We start from the raw sequence: 20,770 nt of genomic DNA on the forward strand, positions 1-20,770 counted from the left end.
AATATCTACCAGTGATTGGGCCAGGATTGATGAATAAGGGTGTGTAGGCGATTGGCCTGAGTCATAAAGCTATCCCCCTCACCTGAAAGAAGCAGGTCCAAAGCAGCAGCCCCCATAACTGGGGGATCTCTGACTTCTAGGTTGGCGGTGACCTCCCAGAACAGCCCTCGAAACAGGGGCTGGGCTTTGTAGGGTCCTTGGAATCGCCCCTCCTGTTCCTGCAAACCCATGCCGTTGGCCAGAACAATGCCGAACCAAGCGGCTCCCGAGTAGGCCTTATGACGAAACCAGGATTGAAACAGGGCGAACTGCTCTGGATTCATGCGCCAGCGAATAGTGACTACAGTTGGAACATGGGTGAAGATTCGACGCTGCCGTGCAGGTCCTGCGTCCATCTCGGTACGCAGCAGGGCATCTTCCGGTTTAATCACATAGCCCTGCACGGTGGGTTTGGGCAGTTGCCCGGGCCAAAACTCCATCAGCGGTAGCTACCCACAGCTGGGTTTAAGCCATATCGCCGTTCCAGAGTCGGTGCGATCCCCTCACCACGACCAATGTTGCGGTTCATACGGCTCTCTACCTGATCCACAAACACATCCAGGGTCAGATCCCCGTTGCCTTGCTGCTGCCACTGAGCCTTGGCCTCCACGTTTTCAGCATTATTGTGGATATTGACCATCACCTTGACCTCAGGCTTGCGGTTAAAGCCCTCTCCCAGCAGTTGCATCTGACCACGGGTAAAGACCGTTTCTCCCTGTTGCAGAACGGCGGGCACCTCACCGGGGCCGATGACACCCCCACCGTGATATCTGGGCGCTTGCTCGTAGAGAGAGGCAGGCACCAAGCGAGCCCCACCCTCACCACTGCCCACCACACCGCCGCTGTGATAAACCAAGGCGTTGCTCATACCCGGTTTGGGGGTCAGTACTGCAGCTTCTGCCGTTCCACCACCAATCCCGATCCCGCCAAAGATGGCACTACCGATGGTAGAGAAAAGGCTCTCCATAAAGCCGCCCAGAGGTTTGACCAGCGCCATGCGATAAGCGGTACGAATTGCCTCTTCAGCGATGGTATTGAAGAGATCTGTAGCTGACAGCTTTCCGGTCATAGCCCATTGGACAAAGGCGTTTTCACTCTGCCGCAGTGCACCACTGGTGACCTGTTCAAAGGTTTGGGCAGCATTGCTTGCCTCATCCAGATAGTCCCGAATGGCTCGCTGAATACCATCCGACCAGTGGGTGCTTGCATCCAGCATTCGGTCATGGGCTTGCTCAACGGCCTGGGAGAAAGTCTGCTGATTGATGGCCCCTTCAGCCAGGAGCTCGTTGAGATTGCTCAGCTCTGATCGGTACTGTTCCTGTGCAGTGCGATATTGCTCGGTAAGAGCTTTACCCTCTTTAAGCCGTGAGAGTCGTTTTTCTTCAGCCTGTTGCTGAGCCTCAATGGCCTGTTTCTCATCGAACAGCATGGCCGCCAGTTGCTCCACTTCAGCACGCTGCTGGGCTGTAGCCTCGGCAGAGAGCCGACGCTGGGCCTGGGAGATGAAGCGCTGGCGATCCGTTTGGCTTAAAGCATCCTGTTCTGCTTTGAGGGCTGTCACCACCCGCTGGTTTGCGGCATAGCGTTGATCCGCCAGTTTCTGCTCCTGGGCTGCCAACTGGGCCAGCTTGGCACTGCGAACATCCGCCGCAGCTCCCAGCAGTTGATCCACCTTTACCCGGTTTTGATCGGTACGGATCTGCCCAAGCTGTTCAACATGACGCTGATACTCCGCTTCGATACGGGCTGCGCCTTGTTGGGTTACGCTGAACAGTTGCTGCTGCAGGGTGCGCTCAAGCTGAGCCAGCTTTCGGGCTCTCTCCTTGGCGCTTTGCAGTTGGCCCTCTTCACCAGACGCTGGATCAGGTGAGGATGCGTCTAAAGGCTGAGCTTGGCTCTCACGTTTGGCCTGCTCAATATTGGCATCCTGGATGGTTCGAAGCTGTTCATTGATGGCGATAATTTCCGCTTTGAAGCTGGCCAGACGATTTCGGGCAATGGGGTGCAGGTTACTGCGGCCCACCAGTTTGGCCACCTGCTCCTGAAGACGCAGACGTTTGGCCAGCAAGGTATTGAAGCGCTCATCGTCGGAAGGATCACCAAACAGCTGTTGATATCCCTTACCCACCGTGGAGAAGAAGGTGGCGAAGGCACTGGAGGCGTCGGAGATCAGTGGAGCCAGATCTAACAGGGCTCGGTTGAGGTTGGCGGAAATGACCTTGCTGAGGGTATCCAGATCGTCCCTGGCCTGTTCCGCATTCCGGATCAGATCTTCCTCGATAACAATCCCCAGACCCCTGGCTTTGAGCATAGTCTGTTCCAGGGCATCGGAACCACCCCGCAACATGTTGATCAAGCCAACACCACCGGAATCAAATAGCTTGAAGGCCAGACGCACCCGCTCTGAGCTGTTCTCAGTTTTGGAGAGGGCATCGGCCACTTCCAAAAGCAGATCTTCGGTTTTGCGGATCTGACCATGCTGATCCCGCAGGGTTATGCCCATCTGGGCCAGAGCATCCTTGGCTTCTCCACTGCCGGAGGCCGCTTCTGCCACCCGGCGGGTAAAACGCTGTAGAGACATATCCAAGGTATTCTGGGAGATGCCTGCCGATTCGGCGGCATAACGCAGGGCTTGCAGAGACTCCACCCCCACGCCAATTTTGTCTGCGGTCTTACCGATGGCATCTGCTGTGGTAATGGAACGATTTACCAAAGCAGTCAAGCCACCCGCTGCGGTTAAACCCGCAACAACTCCGGCCAGCATGCGCATACGGGATTGTAGGCCACTGGCCCGGCCTGCCAGGGTCTCCAAGCTACGGGAAGCATCGGAACTGGCGGTGCGAATACGTTTAAAGGAGCGCTCCCCGCCTTCCCCAATTTGGGCCAGCTCAGCGCGCACACGTCCCCCATCCTCGACCGAAAGACGAATGGAGTAGGAGTGGCGTGTTCGAGTCATGGTTATTCTGAAAGATTGGCTTCTATAAGTCCGGATTCAGCAGAGGGCAACAGTTCTAAGGCCAGTTGTTCATTGAGCCCTATGGTTCTGGCCAACTGCATCGCCACATTCATATCGATTCCCAAGATCTGTCCCGATGGAGCCAGCTTTAGTTGGTTTTGACAGGCTTGCATGATTTCAAAGAGCTGCTGCTCTTCCAGAGTTTGAGGGGTATGTACATCATAGGGACAACGCTCCCCACTCAGCCCAGGCTGACCTCGGGCGCAGGGGGCTCCATCTTCTCTACATCCTCGGCAATAGGCTGGCCCGCCGCCTTGTTGGAAATGCCATCGGCAGAGGGCCCGGATGCGTTTTTTGCGGCGTTGAGCATCACTTGGTGCAGGGTGAAAGCCTGGAAGAAGCGTTCACCCATGGGATAGAGATCGAGCAGAGCTTTGATATTCTCCTTAGTCACAGGTGCATCCTGCTCACCGGAATCATCCGCTACACCTTGCCATGCGGTGATGTGGGCGCAGGCCAGCTCCTGAACCAGCATCACCTGATAGTGGCCATCCCGCTCGATTTCATCATCCAGATCGGGATATTCCCGATTGAGCCGTTTTCGGGCTGCCGCCTGACACAGAGACATCCCAGCTGAGGTGAGGGGCTTGACCGTCACCACCACGTTGTAAGGCAGTTCCAAATCATAGGGTTCTTTGGGGGGCGTAAGGGAGATCATTGGTAGTCGCTCCCGTCCAGGTCGTTGCTTAAGGTCACGGTGAACATGTGCCCGACCGCTTCATTGCGTGCTCCTTGAAAATCAAAACTGGACTGCACGCCACCGGGCCCCTCAACCGCCAGCTTGGGCTTGGGCAGATAGACCTCATGACAGGTAAACAGGATACTGTTGTTAGCATCCACTCGGTAGCCGAACTCCAGATCCACCGGCGTACCATTGCTGGCCAGATCAATGAGACTGGTGTCTGCAAAGCGAACATCAATGCGCCCTGTGAGGGAGGCCACCGTGGGATCTGCTCCATCGATGAGACCGTCATCCCGAATGGTCTCGATCTTTTCCAGATTGTTGCTGTAGGTAAGGGATCCACCGGTGAGGTTGGCCAGAGAAGTGCCACCCTTTTTGATGGAGCCCTGAAACTGGCTGATGCGTTCAAAGGTAAGAGCGGTGGGTGTGCCTCCTTGAGATGAAGCCGAACGGTTTTCCCCTTGGGCAACCAGATTCAGCGTCGCCGCAGCAGCCCCTGAGCGTTGAAACTCCAGGGCCAGGGAGTTCACCATCACACCAGCACTGAGAAAATAGGCGGGTACCTCCAGCATACCCACCTCAATGCTGTAGCTGGGTAGCACCTGTTCACCGGAGGCGAAGGTGTGCACATAGGGGCCACTGCCGGTGGTGTCGGCACTGCCCAACAATCCGGTCAGCCACAGCCCCATGTAACGCAGGTCCATGGGAGTTACTACCTCCCCCTCCACATTGATCACATCCTGTAGAGGGGGGAGAGGAACTCGCCCCTGCCCCAGCACCGGGTCATCCACTAACCCCTGTTCACTACCCAAACTACAGCGATTGAAAGGCATACGGATAAAGTTGCCGGAGGGCTTTTGACCGTAGACGGTTTCCCGTTTCAACAACAGGTGGGCATTGGCCCCATATGCACGTGCCAAAGTCTTACTCCCAGAAAAGAACCGCCCCCTGTATCTTCACAAGGGGCGGTTTGGTTATCAGGCCAAAGTGATGCCGTCCGTCGCTTCAAATGCCAACTCGTTAGCGGAAACCGCCTTACCCAGATACTGCACCACATGACCAGAGCCGGTGGGGGGAGTGTTGGTGGTAGCCCCTGCGGTATCCGCAGAGAGGAACATGCGTTCACCGGGGGTCAGCCCGGAGAGTTGATCCGATACCCCTTCAAAGTAGACCGCCACATCGTTGCCCACGGTGGCCGCCTCTTTCACGAAACCATCCGCCTGGCTGGTGTTGGCATTGGCTTGAGCGGGGCGCACCTTGAGAGTGCCAGCATCGTCATAAATATTAACAAAATCCCCAGCTGCCACATCAACACCAACGGTGATGCTCTTCAAATCCGGTCCAATACCTGTGGGCATGAGGTTGAGCGCCAAACGTCCTGCGGTATCCAGAGCTACAATTTTACCGGCATCACTGGCACCGGTGGTGGTATCCACTGCCAGAGCCTCTTTGGTCTTACCGTCGGTGGTATCAATCTTCAGATATTTACTAATAGCCATGGGCCTTACTCCTCATTGTTGGCTAAAAACAGAAAACCCGCCGGAATGGCGGGGTGGGATTACTTCTTCTTGGATTTGTCATCGTGGCGGCAGGAACATCGACAGCACCCTGCCGGGAGCATGCTTTTGGAGAGTTTTCCGTGCCGGTCCAGAGCTACGATCTTTCCAGCATCCTTACGACCTTTAGATCGATCGGTGGCATAGGCCTCCTCAGGCTGGCCGGAGCCCCCGTTCAGTCGGATAAACTTTTGTGTTCCCATAATGATGCCTCTACAAAAGTTGAATAGTGGGTTCGATGCTCAGGAACAGTTCTGTAGGCGAGAGCGCCCGCCCCACCGTGGTGAGGCAACCAGATGTTGGGGGTGTTTGAGTGGGTAGACCATCCAGACCCAAGAACACCCCATCGGGATCGGTAGACCAGTTCCAGCCAGGGTTTGAGATCGGCCCAAACACCTGAATGGGTATTGCCTCCCCCTGCTGGGCTGAGACCAGATTCATCCCCAGCACCGTGCCGGAGCCCACCTGATCGGCCAGCACCAGTTGGGTATCGTTGTTCAGGGTGATCAAGCGGAAGGCTTCCAGATCCTCCCCGGCTACGAAGGTAACGTTGTTGCTGCAGCTTGCTGGCTCATTAAGGGGGCCGGGAAGAGCGCAGTGGCTCCAGGAGGCTGGTGATTCATACTCAATCACCGGCTCCAGCACCGCAGATTTGATGGTGGCGGCTCCCTCGACCGCTTCTAAATCCGTGGATGGCTGCCCGATGGTCATACCGTAGGCCAGACCACCCAAAGTGGGATTGGCGGCCAACCGCTCCCCTACCCCTGCGATCAAGGCATCCAGGGCTAGATCCCGCTTTACAGCATCACCCTCTTGCACATAGAGCTCAATCTCCACCTGATGGCTGTAGTAAGCCCCACCCAAGCCACCTAATGCGAGATCGGGATGGCCGGGATCTCCATCTCTTAGAATGACCAAACCACCAGCAGGAATCTTTACGGGCACTGCAATATTGCGCTCAACTTTGGCATCAGGGACGGTATCTAGTACCGCTCTGAGCACCTGAAGGATCTGTTCTGTTTTTGTAGGCATCTTTCAACTACAAATATCTTGGTATGCGCTATACTGGAAATGCAGGTTGTTGGCCCAGTCGAGGGCTCCTTGGACATGAAACAGAAAGCCACTTGAGCATAAGAGCATAGGATGGCATCTCGGCTGGGCCCCTTCTGTTTCAACTGTTCCTTCTTCCCATCTTCTGATCGATCAATGTAGGTAATCGGGCCAACCAGCGGTTGGTAGCTCTTGCCACATCCAATTTTTTGGGAATGCGTACCTGGGGTACCATGACAAACATCACAACAGTGGTAATGCCGCTTTTGATCCTACCCGATTTAGTATAGCTACCACCCTTTGCCCGCCGACCCACCCGACCAGTCTTGGCGCTGATGCGCACCCCATCCACCACCAGTAGTGACGGCTTGCCTTTTCGGTAGACAAACCGAAGAGGTCCATACCGGCCTTCGGGAAAATTGCCTGGGTGTACCCGTTTACCATCGGTGCCCCGTTTAGGCGCAGCTGGTGTAGGAATGGCCAGCCATAGTCCGTTCTTACCACGGATGACCGCACCACGATCAAACACACGCATGATTTTAGGAGCTTTGGACCAAACCAGCGCTGCGGCATCAGTACCCTGGTTGGTATAGCTTCTATTGCGCCAGCTGTAAGCGAGCCGTGTTCCCAGGCCTGCTGAGATCACCTGCCTACGCAGTTCATCCTTCAGCCCTTGTCCCGCTACATGGGTACCACTGGTGACAGCCCGTTTGATACGCAGAAGATCCTGGGCCATATCCTGCTGGATAGACCCTGCTCTGTTGGTGGTAAGGCGCATGATTAGACGGGATAACAGTCCAAGGTCCACACCAGCCGATCCCTGTCAGCCACCGGCTCACCCTGGATCAGGTAATCCACACCATCAACATGCAACTGATCGCCAGAACGAGGGCTTAAAACTTCAGAGACTCGAAACTCAAAAACGGCTGTTTCGCTATGAATGCGCGTATCCCCAAACGCCGTCACTTCATCGGGGCGTTTGGTCATCGCGGTGATCGCAACTGACTCACCCCCACCGGGTGTGTAGGTGGCTGGGATACCAAAGCTCTGAAAGGTGGCATCCACTGCCATGCTGAAGGGGTTCATTAGGTACGCTTAGCCTTGAGCAACACGCGTGGGCGCGTGCAGATGGGCAGCGGATTGGACTGCACATGCAGCATCACCCAACGGGCAAACTGCTGATCCACGGCCTGCTTGGCATACCGAGGCAGACCGATGGTATTTACCGTCTCCACAAAATCCGCCGGAGCGTTGTACTGTCGGAACAGGCCGGGTACGCCTACCGGGAAGAAATGAGCCTTGCTAGGATCGTGGAACTCCACTGACCCCACCTTGCCCCGATACTCTTCAAAGATAATCCCCGCATACTCAAAGGAGCCACGAGCCTGTCCCTGACGTAGGAACAGTCCATCCATGTAGCGTTCGTAAGCAGTGCTTACCTCTGGGTGTGTAATCAGCTCATCAAAAAAATCAGGACCACAGATGGCATGGATATGGTCATAGGGCTGGGCACCCAGTTCATCTTCAATTTTGCGGCGGATGGTGTGGCATTTCTTCTTTACCGCACCAGCCTGGGGATTGGCGTTATCCAGATCGAAATCCACCTCGCCCTGCTGGCTGACCCCAAACTCGGTGAAAAGGTCATAGAGCACGGTGCTGCCATCGGCATCCAGGATTTGTCCCTTGATGGCTCCGATGCGCAAATGCTCCAGGGTGGCGTCAATCTTCCGGGCCACCTCCTCCAGGCGGTTATTCACCACCGTCTGTACCCCCTCCAGATTGCTCTCTGAGCCGAAAGCCCGAAGATTCTGCACCTCATCGGCCAGAATGGTGTCCTCCAGGGCGATGTGGGGCACGGTCAGAGAGCGAGCCTTACGCTTATTGCTGCTATTCTGAACCGCCGGAGCCCCACGGGCGGTGGTCTCCACCAGATTGAGGGACCCCTCCCGCTCTTCGATGAGCACCGTGGTGGTGGAAACACCCTGTTCGTGAAAAATGCCCAACTGGCCAATACGGCCCGGGACAAAGGGCATCTTGTTGATGGCATCCGTCAACGACACCATGGAGAAAGCATTGTTATTAAATACGTCAAGCGCAGCCATGGGTGGCCTCCTTACCGGGCAATGATGTTCTGATCGGCCAGTTGGCCAAGGGCGGTGGTTTTCTGGGCATCGGTGACAGCGGCATCGAAGACCAAACGACCGGCATTAGCCTCTGCCAGACGATGGATCACCACCCCACCAGCATCTCCAGCGGATGCATCCACATGGTCATAGAGAATGGCCACCGCCACCTCCGCTCCACTGGTAGCAGCGGGATCGATCTCCCGGTATTTTCCGCTACTGGTGATTTTCCCAAGCACCGTACCGGGTACCAGGGTGCGACCATTGAGGATGGTCACCGTCTCTCGGCTAATAGAGCCGTTTCCTTCGGAGACCACAAACTCTCCGGCATGGTTGGTTTCATTCATTTCAGGCATGGAACAGGCTCCTATGGATTGGGCTGATTACGGGCGGCGTAGATGGCGTGGGTATCGATGGTTGGCTGGGGATGTTCGTCCAGAGCCGGGCCGTGGCGGTGACGGATATCCAGACGGTCACCTTCATCGGCTCGCGCATCAATCAAGGCTCGCCTGATCTGACCAGCCTCCACACCCTGAGCAATGAAGTTGGAGGCCCGTCCCGGCATACCGGCCAAATCGCAGATCTCATGCACTTCATTGACGTAGGCCAGGGTCTTCTTACGCTCATCCGAGCGCACGGAGTCTAGGTCCACCACGTTGTTCTGGGGCTGTTTGGGTTCAGGGTGGGACAACTCACAGTTGGTCAGACATTCTGGTGTGTTCTTGAAGCGTCCCAAATCAAAGAAGGCTGCCATCTGCACCGGCTTGTCCACCCGATCAGCAAAACCCATCTCCACCGCCTCTTCAGCAGTGAGCCAACTTTCATTGGCCATCAGGGCCTCGATCTCCTCATCAGAGCGTCCAGTCTTTTCTCGGTAGGCGGACACCAACCCTGCTTTCATTTTATCCAGAGCTTCCGCCATGGAACGCATCTCATCCGCTGTGCCCCACACCAGACCTGATGGATCATGGATCATCATCATGGCATTTTCCGGCATCACCACCTCATCCCCCGCCATGGCGATGACCGAGGCAATGGAGGCGGCGATGCCATCCACAAACACCGTCACACGGGCTGTGTGCCGCTTGAGGGCGTTATGAATGGCAATGCCATCAAACACGGAACCTCCAGGACTGTTCACGCGCAGGGTGATGGCCTTGGCGTGCTCTACCTTTTTGAGTTCATCCAAAAAACTCTTGGCGGTAATGCCGTAAGCGCCAATCTCGTCATAGATGGCAATCTCAGCGGGCGCATCCCCTTTGGCGGTGATGCGAAACCAGGTTCTGCTCATGCAGCACTCTCCTCTGGTGGTTGGACTTCTTGTTCTGGTGCGGCTGTGGAATCCTCAAACTGCAGTCCCAGCTCCCGTTCACGGCTATGGTCTGCTGCGATGCGGCGATCCACCTCTTCGGCGTCATACCCTTCGCTTTCGATGACATCGGAACGGGATTTGAGACCTGCACGGATGGCCTCTACTTCTGCCTTACGATCCTTGAGGGGATCGACCCAATCCCACTTGGGTGGAATCCACTTCACCTGCTTGAGTTCAGGTTGATTATTGATCGATCCAGAGAGGGCAACCTCCCGAATCCAACGGTTCCACACCGGGCGGCAAAGTTGAAAAACCAGGGTGTTGTGTTGGAACTGCTCCATACGCCGCCTAAACTCCAGCTTCCCCTCCCGCAGAGAGGAGTAGTTGGCTTGGCGCAGGTCCCCAGTCACGTTGGTGTAGGGCACCCCCATGGCGCTGCAGCAGGCCAGCAGGGTTCGGTATTGGAACGCCTCATAGCTGCCCCCCACATCGGCTGGGTCGGAGAACTTGATATCCTCTCCAGGCAACAGCAACTGCATGGTGCCCGGTTGCAACCCCAACAGAGCGGCCCCCTCATCATCACGAGGCGCATCCTCCTCCCCCATCACATCCTCAGCCTGGGGGCGAGTGATGAACGCGGCGAACATGGCCGCCACCTTTTTGCGATCCAGTTCTGCATCGTCGTACTGATCCAGCAGCCACAGCTTGGGCAGGGCTGGAGCAATCCAGGGCAGGCCCCGAATCTGGCCCTCTTGCAGGGGCTGGAAGATGTGGATGATCTCACTGGCTGGGATGCGGACGGTCTGTCCACCACCCCGCTGTCTCAAATCGCCTGGATGATTTTTCAGGAAATGATAAGCCCGGCGCTGGCCTCGGCTGTCAAACTCCACTCCCATGAGGACTTCACGCCCATAGGGAAGCTGTTCGCTCTTCTCCAGCGGTAGTTGCTCTGCGGGAAGAAGCTGCAGTTGTAATGGGACTGAAAGTCCATCTTCAACCCGTCTAGGACGCAGCCTAATAAAACACTCACCCGCTTCAAAAAGGGCTCTGGCCACCATGGCCTGAAGACCGTAGAAGTCGGTCAGACCATCGGCATCGGCCTCATCGGTCCAATCCAGCCACAATCGCTGAAGTTGATCCTTAAGCACCGCATCCTGAATCAGGCTGGAGGGCTTGATCCCCGCCCCCACCGCATGGGCGGCAAAGCTGGCGGCTGCATTGGAGGCATAAGGGTTGGAGCGCACCAGCTCCCTGGATCGGGAACGCAGTAAACCACCCCCCTGCAAAATCAGACTATTGAGGCTTTCATTACCACTGCGCCAACCCGCCAGCCGCCGTGCGGCACGGGCCGCCTCAAGTTGGGCTCGAGGCATGGGGATTCTGCCGGTTGCCAGATAGCGCAACCGCTGGAGCAAATTCATGAGTGTTCAATATCCTTTGGTGGTGTGGACGCGGATCTGTCGGACGGGTTTGGTGCCACTGACCTGAGCAATCTGACGCTCCAGATCTGCAATGGCGGTTTGGATCTCACTTTGGCCCCGATACTCCACGGTGCGTCCATCGTAGGAGACACGAGCAATGGGGCTGTGAACCTGGGCACGCAGGGCTTCCAGGCGCGTTTGCAAAGTGGTGAGATCTGCCATGGTCTATCGATTCATGTAGCCTGATTGGATGATGCGGCGACGGCTCTTCTGTTTGGATCTGGATTCCACCTCATCCTTGATGATCTGTAGTGGCTCTTCCAGCTTGGCCCAGTGCTTGTCCTGAAACCGATCCATGCCATAGATACTAGCGGCTGCTCGTGCATAAACCCGGCAATCCAATGCCTCGTTACGCCGATTGGCTTCCTTTTCCCATGTCGCTTTGGGAAAGCCCTTCACCATGCGGATCACCAGCCGTTCTGCAGTAATCTGCTTGAAGAACTCATCGTTGTACTGGGGAAAGTGGCAGCTACCGGGCGCATAGGTCTCACCGGCTTCCAATGCTTCATCGGTTGGGCGTTCCAGCTTCAACCAGCGATAGAGTTCACCTTTGGCCACCGGAGTGCCGATGCTCCACACCTTCAGGCCACGCTTACGGGATCCAGAATCGGCCTTGGAAACCGACAACAACAGTGCCGTATCCCGATTCTGTCCCTTCACCGCCACAACGGTGCGAGGCTGACGCGCAACCGCACCCGCAGGCCCCCAGGTGGCTTGTGGATGGTTACGTACCCAAGCATAGACATCCTGGGTGGCATAACCGGAATCCACACACATCACCCGAATGGGCATCTGCTGGCCCGAAGGGTGTGAGTACTCCTTAGCCAACAGGCGATCCAGCAATCGCCACACATCGGGCTTGGCTGTATCGCCATCCAATACATGGTAGTCCACCGACCAGGAGATCTTATCCCGGCCCCAGGCCACCACTTCGCATTCGATGCGATCCTTTTGCACATCGACGCCAGCGGTGAGGAACAGCCCACCTACCGGCACGGTACCGATACGGTAGTTCTCACGCCGCTCATAGAGCCGCTGCCAGTCCGGCGCTTCGAACTCCTCCTCAAAGGGTTCCCCCAGCACCGTGTTGACGAAACCTTTCATCAGATCGGGATTTTCCTGTGCCTGTTCATACATGACCACCGCATCGGCCCAGGAGAACCAACCAACAGGGCTGTAGAGAGAGGAGAGATGGAAACCAGCGGTTCGACCATCTCCTTCAGCCGTAGGCACCCACTGCCCCGTTTCCAGCATAGCTCCTTTGCGATGCTCAGGGATGTGAGTCTCACAATGGGGGCAGACATGAACCACCGTCTCCGGTTTGGCCTCCTGCCAGTGCAGATGCTCAAACTCCAGAGTATGGCGCTCATCACATTCCGGACAGGTCAGGAAGAACTTCCGCTGGTCGCTGGACAGATACTCCCGCTCGATACGGGAGAGCCCCTTACGGTTGGGTGTACTGACCAGCAGGATCTTCCGGCGCTGGAAGGTAGCGCTACGCCGCTCTGCCAGCAAAATGGGATCCCCTTCTCCCTCCACATCCCCCGGATAGCCATCCACCTCATCCAGAAATAGATAGCGGGCGGGCATAGAGCGCAAACCCACAGCGCTGTTGGCCCCAGTCAGGATCAGCACACCACCAGGGAAATCCTTGGAGAGCACCGTATTACCGGAATCCCTGCTACGGGCCGGTTTTACTCGTTCCCGCAGCACGTCACTCTCTTCAATGAGGGGGTCGATGCGCTGCTTGGAATTACGTTTGGCCAACTCCACCGTGGGGGAGACCGCCAGCATAGGACCAGGAGCCCGATGGATCACATAGCCGATCCAGCAGTTGCCCGCTTCGGTACCACCGATCTGCGCCCCTTTCATGAACACCACCCTCCGCACCGGTGAGGAGGGCGAGAGGCAATCCATGATCTCTTTCAGATAGGGGGTGCGGTTGGTCCGCCAACGCCCCGGTTCCGAGGAGGCCCTTTGGGACAACATGCGGTGCTTATCAGCCCACTGGGAAACGTTGAGTAGCGGGTCCGGTTTTACACCTTCCCGCCACTGGCGTTCTACCGACGCCGCACCATCATAGATATCCACATTTTATGATCTTTTTCAGTCGATTAACCTGGATAAGGCGCGCCACCGATGGCTATATGGTCACAACAGCATCACCAACCAACGGAGAGCCAAATGAACACACTCAGCAACACCCAAATCGATACCCTTGAAGCCGCTTCCAACCGCCCCGATGGCGCGATCTACCCCCTACCCCAACAAATAAAAGGCGGCGCTGCTTTGCGGGTGATCAAAGCCCTTTCTAACAGAGGGTTGATTGAAGATAAGGGAGACAACGATTGGCGCATTGCCGAAGCCGGATTGCTAGCCATTGGCAAGGAGCCCAAACCAGCCCAGCAGGAGGATCCCAAAGCCAAGCTTTTTGTCCAGATTGCTCAGGATCACCTTTTCATCGACACGCTACAAACCCGCAACTCAGACAGCCTGGACTTTCACAACGTCAGCGTTTGGGCCATCCAAAGCGCCCTGGAAGCCGCCTACAAAGCGGGTCGGGATGATGCCAAGACCATGCGCCGGGCCAACATCCGACAGAACTCCAAACAGGCCAAAATGATCGTCCTGATGAAACGCCCCCAAGGAGCCTCACTGGATCAGATCACAGCAGAGACTGGATGGAACAAGAACACCATTCGCGGCGCGATCTCCGGGACCCTGAAGAAGAAACTGGGGCTTAACATCACCCGCCAGAACATGGATGGGATCAGCATCTACCACATCGCTTGAAAATCAAGCTAAGAGGACCCAACCCCTTATCAGAAACAGCCCGGCAAAGATCCGGGTGTTTCTGCGCCTAACCCCCTACACAGAATGATTTAACCTTATGATTTTTCAATCTTTATATGTTGATATAACCATCAATTAGAGCGATAGTTTAATCCAAGTGAAAACAACAACTTGAAAGGGAAAAAGCATGAGTAAACTTCATTGGAAACGCATCATCGACGATATTCAGAGCCAAGGAATTCAGGAAACTCTCCAAGAGGAGCTTCTCGATACCTTTGAAAGGATGATGGCCCGCACCGCCACCACCCTGGCCAACAAGGCTTGGATCGACTTGGCGGACGCCAACAACGCTGAAGCACGGGGCATCGCGGGATTTAAACTGACCCTCACCCGCACCTGTAGGGAGAAAGATCGGGATGTCTGGACAGGGATCTTTGAAAACGGAAATCAGCGAATGGAAGTGATAGGCTCCCTGGAAAACAGGTAACCAACCAGTTTCCCCAACCAGAACCCTACCCGGAGACAGCCGGGCGGTTTTACTACCAGATCATTCATTCAAATCAATCTCGCGCTCACTGGCCATATCTTCAAAGCTTTTCCCGCCCGAACCATCCAGATAGACAATCTTCCCGGTGGCTTGGATGAACCGCTTAACCGCCACATCTACGTAGACCGGTGAGATCTCCATAGCGTTTACTCGTCGCCCTGTCATCTCCCCCGCCATGATCTGGGAGCCGGATCCGCTAAAAGGCTCATAGCAGAGGCCACCCCGTTCCACATGCTGACGCATAGGGATGGCAAAGCACTCCAACGGCTTGGGGGTGGGATGATCAGGACGCTCCTCACCAGAGAGGCCCTGGATATCCCATACCGTTGAGAGAAACTCTGCATCCGCCACCTTTGGGGGCATGTTGCCTTTGATCCAGCCCATGAGGCAGGGCTCGTGCTTCCACAGGAATTTAGAGCGGGTCAGCACCCCCTTTTCCTTGTTCCAGATGATCTGCTGATGCTGAAACGCCCCTGCCTTTTCCCACACCGCTTCCAGCATCGCCTGCCGTTTAGAAGCATGCCAGCAGTACCACGCCGCATTGGGTTGGATAGCATGATCAATGGTAGCCCGAATGAAGCCCTCATAGAGTTCCGGCCCCTGGGATGAATCATCCCAGGTGACGCCATAACTGCCGGACCAATCCTTATTCAGGGATTCCCGTTTACGGCTCTCCTTGGAGCCGGGATGGTTGGTGCCATCGTAGTCCACCAGATACGGGGGATCAGTGGCAAACAGGATGGCTCGCTCACCATTCATCAACCGAATCACATCTTCGGGATTGAGGCTGCTGCCACACAGAAGGCGGTGCTCCCCTAGGATCCAGAGATCACCGGGCTGGGTAACAGGATTAGCTGGTGGTTCTGGAACAGATTCCGATTCAAAGGATCCACTGCCGGACTCACCTTCCTCATCCAGGGGCTGAAGGAGATCGGACAGTTCTTCATTGGAGAAACCGATCATATCCAAATCAAAATCAGCATCCTGCAGTTCGGTGAGCTCTAACGACAGCAGATCGTTGTCCCACTCCGCCCAGTTGGCAGACTGGTTGGCCAGAATACGGAATGCCTTGATCTGAGTTTCAGTCAGATCATCGGCCAGCACCACCGGAACCGATTCCAGCTCCAACTGCTTGGCCGCTTTCAGACGCAGATGGCCATCCACCACCGTGCCATCGCTTCTGGCCACCACGGGAATCCGGAATCCAAACTCCCGAATGGCAGCGCACATGCGATCTATTACATCATCATTCCGACGTGGATTACGCGCATAGGGTACCAATCGCTCCAGAGGCCACTGCTCCAGCGTCAGTTCACCAAATTGATCCATGATTAACTATTCCAAGGTGAAGTTTTGATCGGAGATCTCTTCCAGATGCTCCCGAACGTACTGTTCTAGAGAGAGATGCATCTGATGATCATCCACCCCCAGTTCAGCCGCCATGCGGGACGCAACTCTTGAGGGCCAGTTTTGCCAAGCATCCCGAAACTGGCGGGCGTTCTTGAAGACGTGGGAAAGCACCTTCTCCCGATCAATCAAAGAGCGTTTTTTCTCTTCCAGCTCAATCTTTCGAAGCTGGGCCCGCAGCACCATATCCGCCGTCTTGGCCTGCATGAAGGTCATGCCACCAGGGCCAACGGGCTGCCCACTCTCTTGAAGAGTCTCCCGCACCGAATGAACAGCAGCCGTGGGGACCGGCTTCATACCTGCAGGTTTGTTACCCTGCGCCGCTGTTACCGTGTTACCCGGTCTGTTACCCCCGGCGTTACCTTGGCTTGGATGGGTAACAGAGGCTCGACCTGCAGCCGCCAGCGCTCTATCGCTGGCGACCATATCCACCTTGGCCCCATTCAAGACCAAGATCCCTTCACGCTTCCATTGGGTTACCGTCTTACGGCTTACCCCTCGGTGACGGGCATAGTCAGCTTGGGAAACAAGGTTTTCCATGGTTGATTGTTACCCTGTTACCCACCTTCTGGGCCTGTCAGTAGCGAAACCCCGAGCCTTTGCGCGCCGCATACGTTCACGCCACAGAAGGAACCAATTTATCAAAGGGATACACAGCTTCAACCAAGAAGCCTCCGCAGACTCTTTCCTCAAACATTACTCAAGGCTCTTGAAGTGGATAGCCATGGACTTTGTCATTAAGTTTGCAGGACACAGCCCTGCAGAGCATCACTGGTACAAAAGGGGGCTGTATTTTAGTCATTACTTGAAATGCAAGTGATTCTTGTTTATATTAACCGTTTTTTAGTCGCGCTATAGGATGCTAAGTCATGCATATTCACACCCTGTCAAACTGGACTCACTCACATGATTTCCATGTCAATGCGGAACATGGGAAGCGTCGTACAGCTTGGGTTATCGTCCTGACAGCTGTGATGATGGTTGGTGAAATCACAGCAGGTCAAATCTTTGGATCAATGGCCTTGCTTGCTGACGGCTGGCACATGGGCACACATGTCGCTGCCTTAGGTATTGCCCTCATCGCCTACCACTTTGCCCAAACTCATGCCAAGAACCCAAACTTTACATTTGGAACTGGGAAAGTTAATTCACTCGGTGGTTTCGGCAGTGCCGTAGCTCTAATCGTTGTCGCTGTGCTTATGGGGATCGAATCAATTCATCGCCTTCTAAACCCACAGGACATTCAATTTGATGAAGCTATGATGGTAGCTGTGCTAGGGCTAATCGTTAACATTGTCAGCGCTATCCTATTGCACGGGGGGCCAGGGCACGATCATCACGGACACCACGATCATCATGGCCATAGTCACGGCCATCATCACCATCATGATCATAATCTACGAGCAGCCTATCTACATGTCCTTGCTGATGCGCTCACCTCATTGCTTGCCATTATTGCGCTGTTTTTTGGGAAACACTTAGGATGGTTCTGGATGGATGCCCTTATGGGAATTGTTGGCGCTGTTGTCATAACCATCTGGGGATGGGGACTCATACGCCAAAGCGGCAAGGTTCTCCTTGACTCAGAAGCTAATCATGAAATGAGTGAAGAGATAAAAAACACCATTGAAGCAGACAGTGACAATAGAGTTGTTGATTTACATTTATGGCAAATCGGTCCACTCCATCATGCTGCAATCATTTCACTGGTTTCACATGAGCCTAAAGATCCTTTGCACTACAAAGGGCTGCTAAAATCCATCAATCAGCTTTCACACGTCACTGTAGAGGTTAATCACTGCCCTGGAGAGCAATGCATAGTCTAAGTAGCACTGCGTCACTCCAGATAGCTACTGACCACCACAGATCTGCTCTACCTGCACCACACGGCCTTCCAACGCCTTGATGGCCTGATCCCGCAATGCAAGATCACGTTGGGCGTCAGCAATGCGATAACGATCTGAAGAGGCATCATCCACCCGGGCAGCCAGAGCATCCACCCGGCCACTGAGGATGGCCAGTTCCACCCGCATCTGTTCGATGGTCGTCAGTTGCCACGCCATCAAGGCTGCCACCCCCATGGTGAGGATGGTCTGAACGTGACGCTCCAAGCCCCGACGACGCTCTACGCTTTGTTCATGGGCTGTCATTCGTCTTTTCCTTTTTCACCCATCAGTACCGAAGCAGCAGCTGTCCCTGCTACCAGCAGCTCAGTGATTGCACTGGCTTCTTCCTGGGACATGCCAAACATGGCCAGCAGCACAGCAATGCCACTCCACGAAGAAGGTTCCCGCACCCGGCTCAAGAGAGAGTTAACAATGATATTGAGGGACATGGTGTACTCCTGACTTTCTGACATGATTGCAAACACTTTCGATGTCGGTTAACATCGCAGTGCTTTGTATTTCCTGACAACTTTTCCAACGGGGCTGAGCATGACCAAATCAGAGCTCATCGTAGCCATTGCAGATAAGTGTGATCTGAGCAAACAGCTTGCTGACAGAGCTGTTGATCTTGTGTTCGATGACCTGTCTAGAGCGTTGGCCCGTGGTGAACGGACCGAAATCCGTGGCTTTGGTGTTTTTGAACCGAGAGCCCGCCAACCCAGAGGTGCCCGCAACCCATCGACAGGGGAACGAGTTGAGGTTGAAGCGAAGACTGCTGTGCATTTCAAACCAGGAAAATCACTGTGTGAGCGCGTTGATTACTGAACTTTAGTAGCTCCAGATCCAGGGCCGAGGACGACCTTGTGCGTTGTTCAGCGTGTCCAGGTGGATAAAGCGTGACTGGTGTGTCCCACGCTGTTTGACACCAAGACCCGTAAAGCCATGGTGTGTTGCCAGGGTAAGCAATGCATGAGCATCGTGCCCGGCTACTTGGACATCAACGGCACACCCAGTGGTGTGTGGACCATCATGCCCCGAGGAAGAAACGGCTGCGTTATGGTTTGGGCAGCGGTATGCGCTGGTCAGGGGCATGGGCTTACCAAATGCCATGCGTAGTTCCTCCAGCAGGGCCATGAATCGCTCATCCATCAGGGCTTGGCCACAACCACAACGACACTGCAGCTCATCGTGAGAAAAATGGGGCCAGTTCTGTTCAGACATGATCACCACCTTCACCGAGTAAAAAACGCAGCATGACACCCAACACGGCGACCGCCACCAGTCCCACAAAAATTGACCCGGCTAACGATGCTACCAACATCAGTGAACTACCCATTTCAAACTCCATAAACGCAGAAACCCACCGCCAGGTTACCCCGGGGTGGGTTTCGTGTATTCTTGCTCAGCTCTCGCCGACTGTAGCTACAAGACTACCAAATTCAGGTCCGCATGTCCGGAATTAAAACGTCCGGACATTTTAACCTCGGTTTAAGACAGCAACGATCTGGAAGATGCCCGCTTTCCAGTGTGCAAACAGAGTTGATCTGGCACGATCAAAACGGCGCATAATCAGCTTCCATGGCACTCTCTCAGCACGAAACCACAATAGGCGCCTATCATCCGTATCCAGCCACGAGAGCCACTCAAAGACCTCGTCCATACGATTGATGGCCTCAGGTGAGGGTGGCCCCAACCTGACTTCCGCTGATCCCCAGCCATAGGCATCGTAAAACTCATGAATCACCTCTGGCCATGACGAACGAGCTTCATCCGGTTTCAATCCTTTTACCGGCAAGCGTTTCATGGTTCTAGCCGCCTCTTCAAGCCGCTTGGCCACAACAGTGGCATCCCATTTCTCAGGCATAGCGCACCTCCTTGTGGCGACGGCCATACAACCGATCTCCCAGTTGCTGAACCAGCTCCCGTTCCGGCCAGGTCAAACGATTATCATCCTGCGAGACCACCAAGATGCCATGGCGATTCCACCCTTTGCGCTTCTGCTCATCCACATCCATCTGGCTCTCCTGGTAACGCGCCAACGGACTGCGGGGCAAGTTGGGTCCACCGATCATTGCGCACCTCCCTTCCCCAGCACGTAGTGCAGAAGTGCCAAGGCATCGGCGGCATTGTCATCCTCAGGATTGTGACCTAACCGCTTCATGGCGTGGATAACCTGGGCCTTACTGGCATTGCCCTTCCCTGTTGCATGCTTTTTGATGGTTCCGACTGCAATACCCTGGTACGGCACACTATTTTTCTCAGCCCATCCAGTCAGATAAGCCAGAAAACCCCCATATACCTGGGCGGCCAGGGTTCCGCTGTGGCCCCTCACCAGTTCAAAACTGATCTGGCTGATGGTGTGACTGAAATGCATATGGTCCAACCAGTCAGCAAACCGTACCCAACCCATGCCGCCCCCTTCAAACCGACTGGGCTTAAACGATACTGATCCACTGGTGATGGTGCCGTCAGGGTGGTGCAGTGCCCACCCCAGCTGTGATCCAAGGTCCAGGGCCAAAACTACCCTATTCCCAACTGCGCCCTGATAGGGCAAACTTTGTGAAACCATTGTCTGAGCCATGTGGCTACCCTCCATTGGCTGGATTATGGTTAGGGCGGTGGCGATCGTCTTGGCGGAGGACGCCACCGTCCGATTTAAAATTCCGAGGCCGCTTTTACGGCTGCGGAATAGATAAACATTTTTGTGTCCGGGCCCATGTGCCGACTGTGGAGTTGAACCCCCTTTTATTCTGATGGGGGTGGGTCTCCAGACCACCCCATCAGATATATATTTATATATAGGGAAAATCAGGAACGCATATCCCCATATATATCAGTCACTTGCCGTTCCTGATTTTCTGCCGGAACCTTTTTTAGC

At 55.1% G+C, this 20,770-nt stretch carries 29 protein-coding genes; 4 read left to right on the forward strand and 25 right to left on the reverse strand.

Annotation, left to right across the window (positions count from 1 at the left end; all coding sequences use genetic code 11):
• Positions 1-5: 5 nt before the first annotated feature.
• The 16 genes from V5T57_RS00230 to V5T57_RS00300 form a co-directional block, all read right to left on the reverse strand.
• Positions 6-479 carry a hypothetical protein gene (locus V5T57_RS00230; protein WP_332889134.1) on the reverse strand — a complete coding sequence of 158 codons (474 nt, stop codon included), beginning with the start codon at positions 477-479 and terminating at the stop codon, positions 6-8.
• Positions 479-2,995: a phage tail tape measure C-terminal domain-containing protein gene (locus V5T57_RS00235; RefSeq protein ID WP_332889135.1), complete on the reverse strand. Its 2,517-nt coding sequence runs from the start codon at positions 2,993-2,995 to the stop codon at positions 479-481. The genes V5T57_RS00230 and V5T57_RS00235 overlap by 1 nt, the downstream gene beginning before the upstream one ends.
• Before the next feature lie 2 nt (positions 2,996-2,997).
• Positions 2,998-3,168: a DUF7697 family protein gene (locus tag V5T57_RS20815; RefSeq protein ID WP_442918154.1), complete on the reverse strand. Its 171-nt coding sequence runs from the start codon at positions 3,166-3,168 to the stop codon at positions 2,998-3,000.
• A gap of 68 nt (positions 3,169-3,236) precedes the next feature.
• Positions 3,237-3,713, reverse strand: coding sequence for a hypothetical protein (locus V5T57_RS00240; RefSeq protein WP_332889136.1), 477 nt, complete (start codon positions 3,711-3,713; stop codon positions 3,237-3,239).
• Entirely contained in the window at positions 3,710-4,657 is a 948-nt protein-coding gene (locus V5T57_RS00245) for a phage tail tube protein (protein ID WP_332889137.1), read from the reverse strand. Before V5T57_RS00245 ends, V5T57_RS00240 begins: the two co-directional genes overlap by 4 nt.
• A 57-nt stretch (positions 4,658-4,714) precedes the next feature.
• Positions 4,715-5,236, reverse strand: coding sequence for a hypothetical protein (locus V5T57_RS00250; protein WP_332889138.1), 522 nt, complete (start codon positions 5,234-5,236; stop codon positions 4,715-4,717).
• Positions 5,237-5,295: 59 nt separating this feature from the next.
• Positions 5,296-5,496: a hypothetical protein gene (locus V5T57_RS00255; RefSeq protein ID WP_332889139.1), complete on the reverse strand. Its 201-nt coding sequence runs from the start codon at positions 5,494-5,496 to the stop codon at positions 5,296-5,298.
• A 10-nt stretch (positions 5,497-5,506) separates the two neighbouring features.
• The gene (locus V5T57_RS00260) at positions 5,507-6,325 is read right to left on the reverse strand and encodes a hypothetical protein (RefSeq protein ID WP_332889140.1); all 819 of its coding nucleotides are present in this window, start codon (positions 6,323-6,325) and stop codon (positions 5,507-5,509) included.
• A 139-nt stretch (positions 6,326-6,464) separates the two neighbouring features.
• The gene (locus tag V5T57_RS00265) at positions 6,465-7,151 is read right to left on the reverse strand and encodes a DUF6441 family protein (protein ID WP_332889141.1); all 687 of its coding nucleotides are present in this window, start codon (positions 7,149-7,151) and stop codon (positions 6,465-6,467) included.
• On the reverse strand, positions 7,124-7,414 hold the full coding sequence (locus V5T57_RS00270; RefSeq protein WP_332889142.1) for a head-tail joining protein: 291 nt from the start codon (positions 7,412-7,414) through the stop codon (positions 7,124-7,126). The genes V5T57_RS00265 and V5T57_RS00270 overlap by 28 nt, the downstream gene beginning before the upstream one ends.
• A 14-nt stretch (positions 7,415-7,428) precedes the next feature.
• Positions 7,429-8,445, reverse strand: coding sequence for a major capsid protein (locus tag V5T57_RS00275; protein WP_332889143.1), 1,017 nt, complete (start codon positions 8,443-8,445; stop codon positions 7,429-7,431).
• 11 nt (positions 8,446-8,456) lie between these two features.
• The gene (locus V5T57_RS00280; RefSeq protein ID WP_332889144.1) at positions 8,457-8,822 is read right to left on the reverse strand and encodes a head decoration protein; all 366 of its coding nucleotides are present in this window, start codon (positions 8,820-8,822) and stop codon (positions 8,457-8,459) included.
• An 11-nt stretch (positions 8,823-8,833) separates the two neighbouring features.
• Positions 8,834-9,757: a head maturation protease, ClpP-related gene (locus V5T57_RS00285; protein ID WP_332889145.1), complete on the reverse strand. Its 924-nt coding sequence runs from the start codon at positions 9,755-9,757 to the stop codon at positions 8,834-8,836.
• Positions 9,754-11,199 carry a phage portal protein gene (locus V5T57_RS00290; RefSeq protein WP_332889146.1) on the reverse strand — a complete coding sequence of 482 codons (1,446 nt, stop codon included), beginning with the start codon at positions 11,197-11,199 and terminating at the stop codon, positions 9,754-9,756. Before V5T57_RS00290 ends, V5T57_RS00285 begins: the two co-directional genes overlap by 4 nt.
• A gap of 6 nt (positions 11,200-11,205) precedes the next feature.
• Positions 11,206-11,421, reverse strand: a complete 216-nt coding sequence (locus tag V5T57_RS00295; protein WP_332889147.1) for a phage head-tail joining protein — start codon at positions 11,419-11,421, stop codon at positions 11,206-11,208.
• Positions 11,422-11,424: 3 nt separating this feature from the next.
• Positions 11,425-13,350, reverse strand: a complete 1,926-nt coding sequence (locus tag V5T57_RS00300) for a phage terminase large subunit family protein (protein ID WP_332889148.1) — start codon at positions 13,348-13,350, stop codon at positions 11,425-11,427.
• Between the two features lie 93 nt (positions 13,351-13,443).
• On the opposite strand from V5T57_RS00300, the gene V5T57_RS00305 reads away from it, so the two are divergent.
• Together V5T57_RS00305 and V5T57_RS00310 are read left to right on the forward strand one after the other, a co-directional pair.
• On the forward strand, positions 13,444-14,052 hold the full coding sequence (locus tag V5T57_RS00305; RefSeq protein WP_332889149.1) for a DUF3489 domain-containing protein: 609 nt from the start codon (positions 13,444-13,446) through the stop codon (positions 14,050-14,052).
• Positions 14,053-14,239: 187 nt separating this feature from the next.
• The gene (locus V5T57_RS00310) at positions 14,240-14,539 is read left to right on the forward strand and encodes a hypothetical protein (protein ID WP_332889150.1); all 300 of its coding nucleotides are present in this window, start codon (positions 14,240-14,242) and stop codon (positions 14,537-14,539) included.
• Positions 14,540-14,599: 60 nt separating this feature from the next.
• On the opposite strand, the gene V5T57_RS00315 is transcribed toward V5T57_RS00310, so the two are convergent.
• Both V5T57_RS00315 and V5T57_RS00320 read right to left on the reverse strand, forming a co-directional pair.
• A complete protein-coding gene (locus tag V5T57_RS00315; protein ID WP_332889151.1) occupies positions 14,600-15,928 on the reverse strand; it encodes a DNA modification methylase in 1,329 nt (442 codons plus the stop codon).
• Between the two features lie 6 nt (positions 15,929-15,934).
• Complete coding sequence (locus V5T57_RS00320; RefSeq protein ID WP_332889152.1) at positions 15,935-16,546, reverse strand: hypothetical protein; 612 nt, start codon at positions 16,544-16,546, stop codon at positions 15,935-15,937.
• Between the two features lie 329 nt (positions 16,547-16,875).
• Here V5T57_RS00320 and dmeF point away from each other — a divergent pair, with 329 nt between their 5' ends.
• Positions 16,876-17,832 (forward strand): CDF family Co(II)/Ni(II) efflux transporter DmeF, encoded by a 957-nt coding sequence (gene dmeF, locus V5T57_RS00325; protein WP_332889153.1) that lies wholly within the window; start codon positions 16,876-16,878, stop codon positions 17,830-17,832.
• A 24-nt stretch (positions 17,833-17,856) separates the two neighbouring features.
• Here dmeF and V5T57_RS00330 read toward each other — a convergent pair whose 3' ends face one another.
• Together V5T57_RS00330 and V5T57_RS00335 are read right to left on the reverse strand one after the other, a co-directional pair.
• A complete protein-coding gene (locus tag V5T57_RS00330) occupies positions 17,857-18,156 on the reverse strand; it encodes a hypothetical protein (protein ID WP_332889154.1) in 300 nt (99 codons plus the stop codon).
• Entirely contained in the window at positions 18,153-18,341 is a 189-nt protein-coding gene (locus tag V5T57_RS00335; protein ID WP_332889155.1) for a hypothetical protein, read from the reverse strand. The genes V5T57_RS00330 and V5T57_RS00335 overlap by 4 nt, the downstream gene beginning before the upstream one ends.
• Before the next feature lie 100 nt (positions 18,342-18,441).
• Here V5T57_RS00335 and V5T57_RS00340 point away from each other — a divergent pair, with 100 nt between their 5' ends.
• The gene (locus V5T57_RS00340) at positions 18,442-18,717 is read left to right on the forward strand and encodes an HU family DNA-binding protein (RefSeq protein ID WP_332889156.1); all 276 of its coding nucleotides are present in this window, start codon (positions 18,442-18,444) and stop codon (positions 18,715-18,717) included.
• Between the two features lie 3 nt (positions 18,718-18,720).
• Here V5T57_RS00340 and V5T57_RS00345 read toward each other — a convergent pair whose 3' ends face one another.
• The 5 genes from V5T57_RS00345 to V5T57_RS00365 all read right to left on the reverse strand — a co-directional run bounded on the left by V5T57_RS00345 (position 18,721) and on the right by V5T57_RS00365 (position 20,461).
• Positions 18,721-19,113, reverse strand: a complete 393-nt coding sequence (locus V5T57_RS00345) for a D-Ala-D-Ala carboxypeptidase family metallohydrolase (RefSeq protein WP_332889157.1) — start codon at positions 19,111-19,113, stop codon at positions 18,721-18,723.
• Positions 19,106-19,228: a hypothetical protein gene (locus tag V5T57_RS00350; protein ID WP_332889158.1), complete on the reverse strand. Its 123-nt coding sequence runs from the start codon at positions 19,226-19,228 to the stop codon at positions 19,106-19,108. Before V5T57_RS00350 ends, V5T57_RS00345 begins: the two co-directional genes overlap by 8 nt.
• 141 nt (positions 19,229-19,369) lie before the next feature.
• A complete protein-coding gene (locus tag V5T57_RS00355; RefSeq protein ID WP_332889159.1) occupies positions 19,370-19,756 on the reverse strand; it encodes a DUF6362 family protein in 387 nt (128 codons plus the stop codon).
• Positions 19,749-19,964 (reverse strand): hypothetical protein, encoded by a 216-nt coding sequence (locus tag V5T57_RS00360; protein ID WP_332889160.1) that lies wholly within the window; start codon positions 19,962-19,964, stop codon positions 19,749-19,751. Before V5T57_RS00360 ends, V5T57_RS00355 begins: the two co-directional genes overlap by 8 nt.
• Positions 19,961-20,461: a crossover junction endodeoxyribonuclease RuvC gene (locus tag V5T57_RS00365; RefSeq protein WP_332889405.1), complete on the reverse strand. Its 501-nt coding sequence runs from the start codon at positions 20,459-20,461 to the stop codon at positions 19,961-19,963. Before V5T57_RS00365 ends, V5T57_RS00360 begins: the two co-directional genes overlap by 4 nt.
• Between the last annotated feature and the right edge of the window lie 309 nt (positions 20,462-20,770).

Origin of the sequence: Magnetococcus sp. PR-3 (assembly GCF_036689865.1) — a bacterium.
Classification (GTDB): domain Bacteria; phylum Pseudomonadota; class Magnetococcia; order Magnetococcales; family Magnetococcaceae; genus Magnetococcus.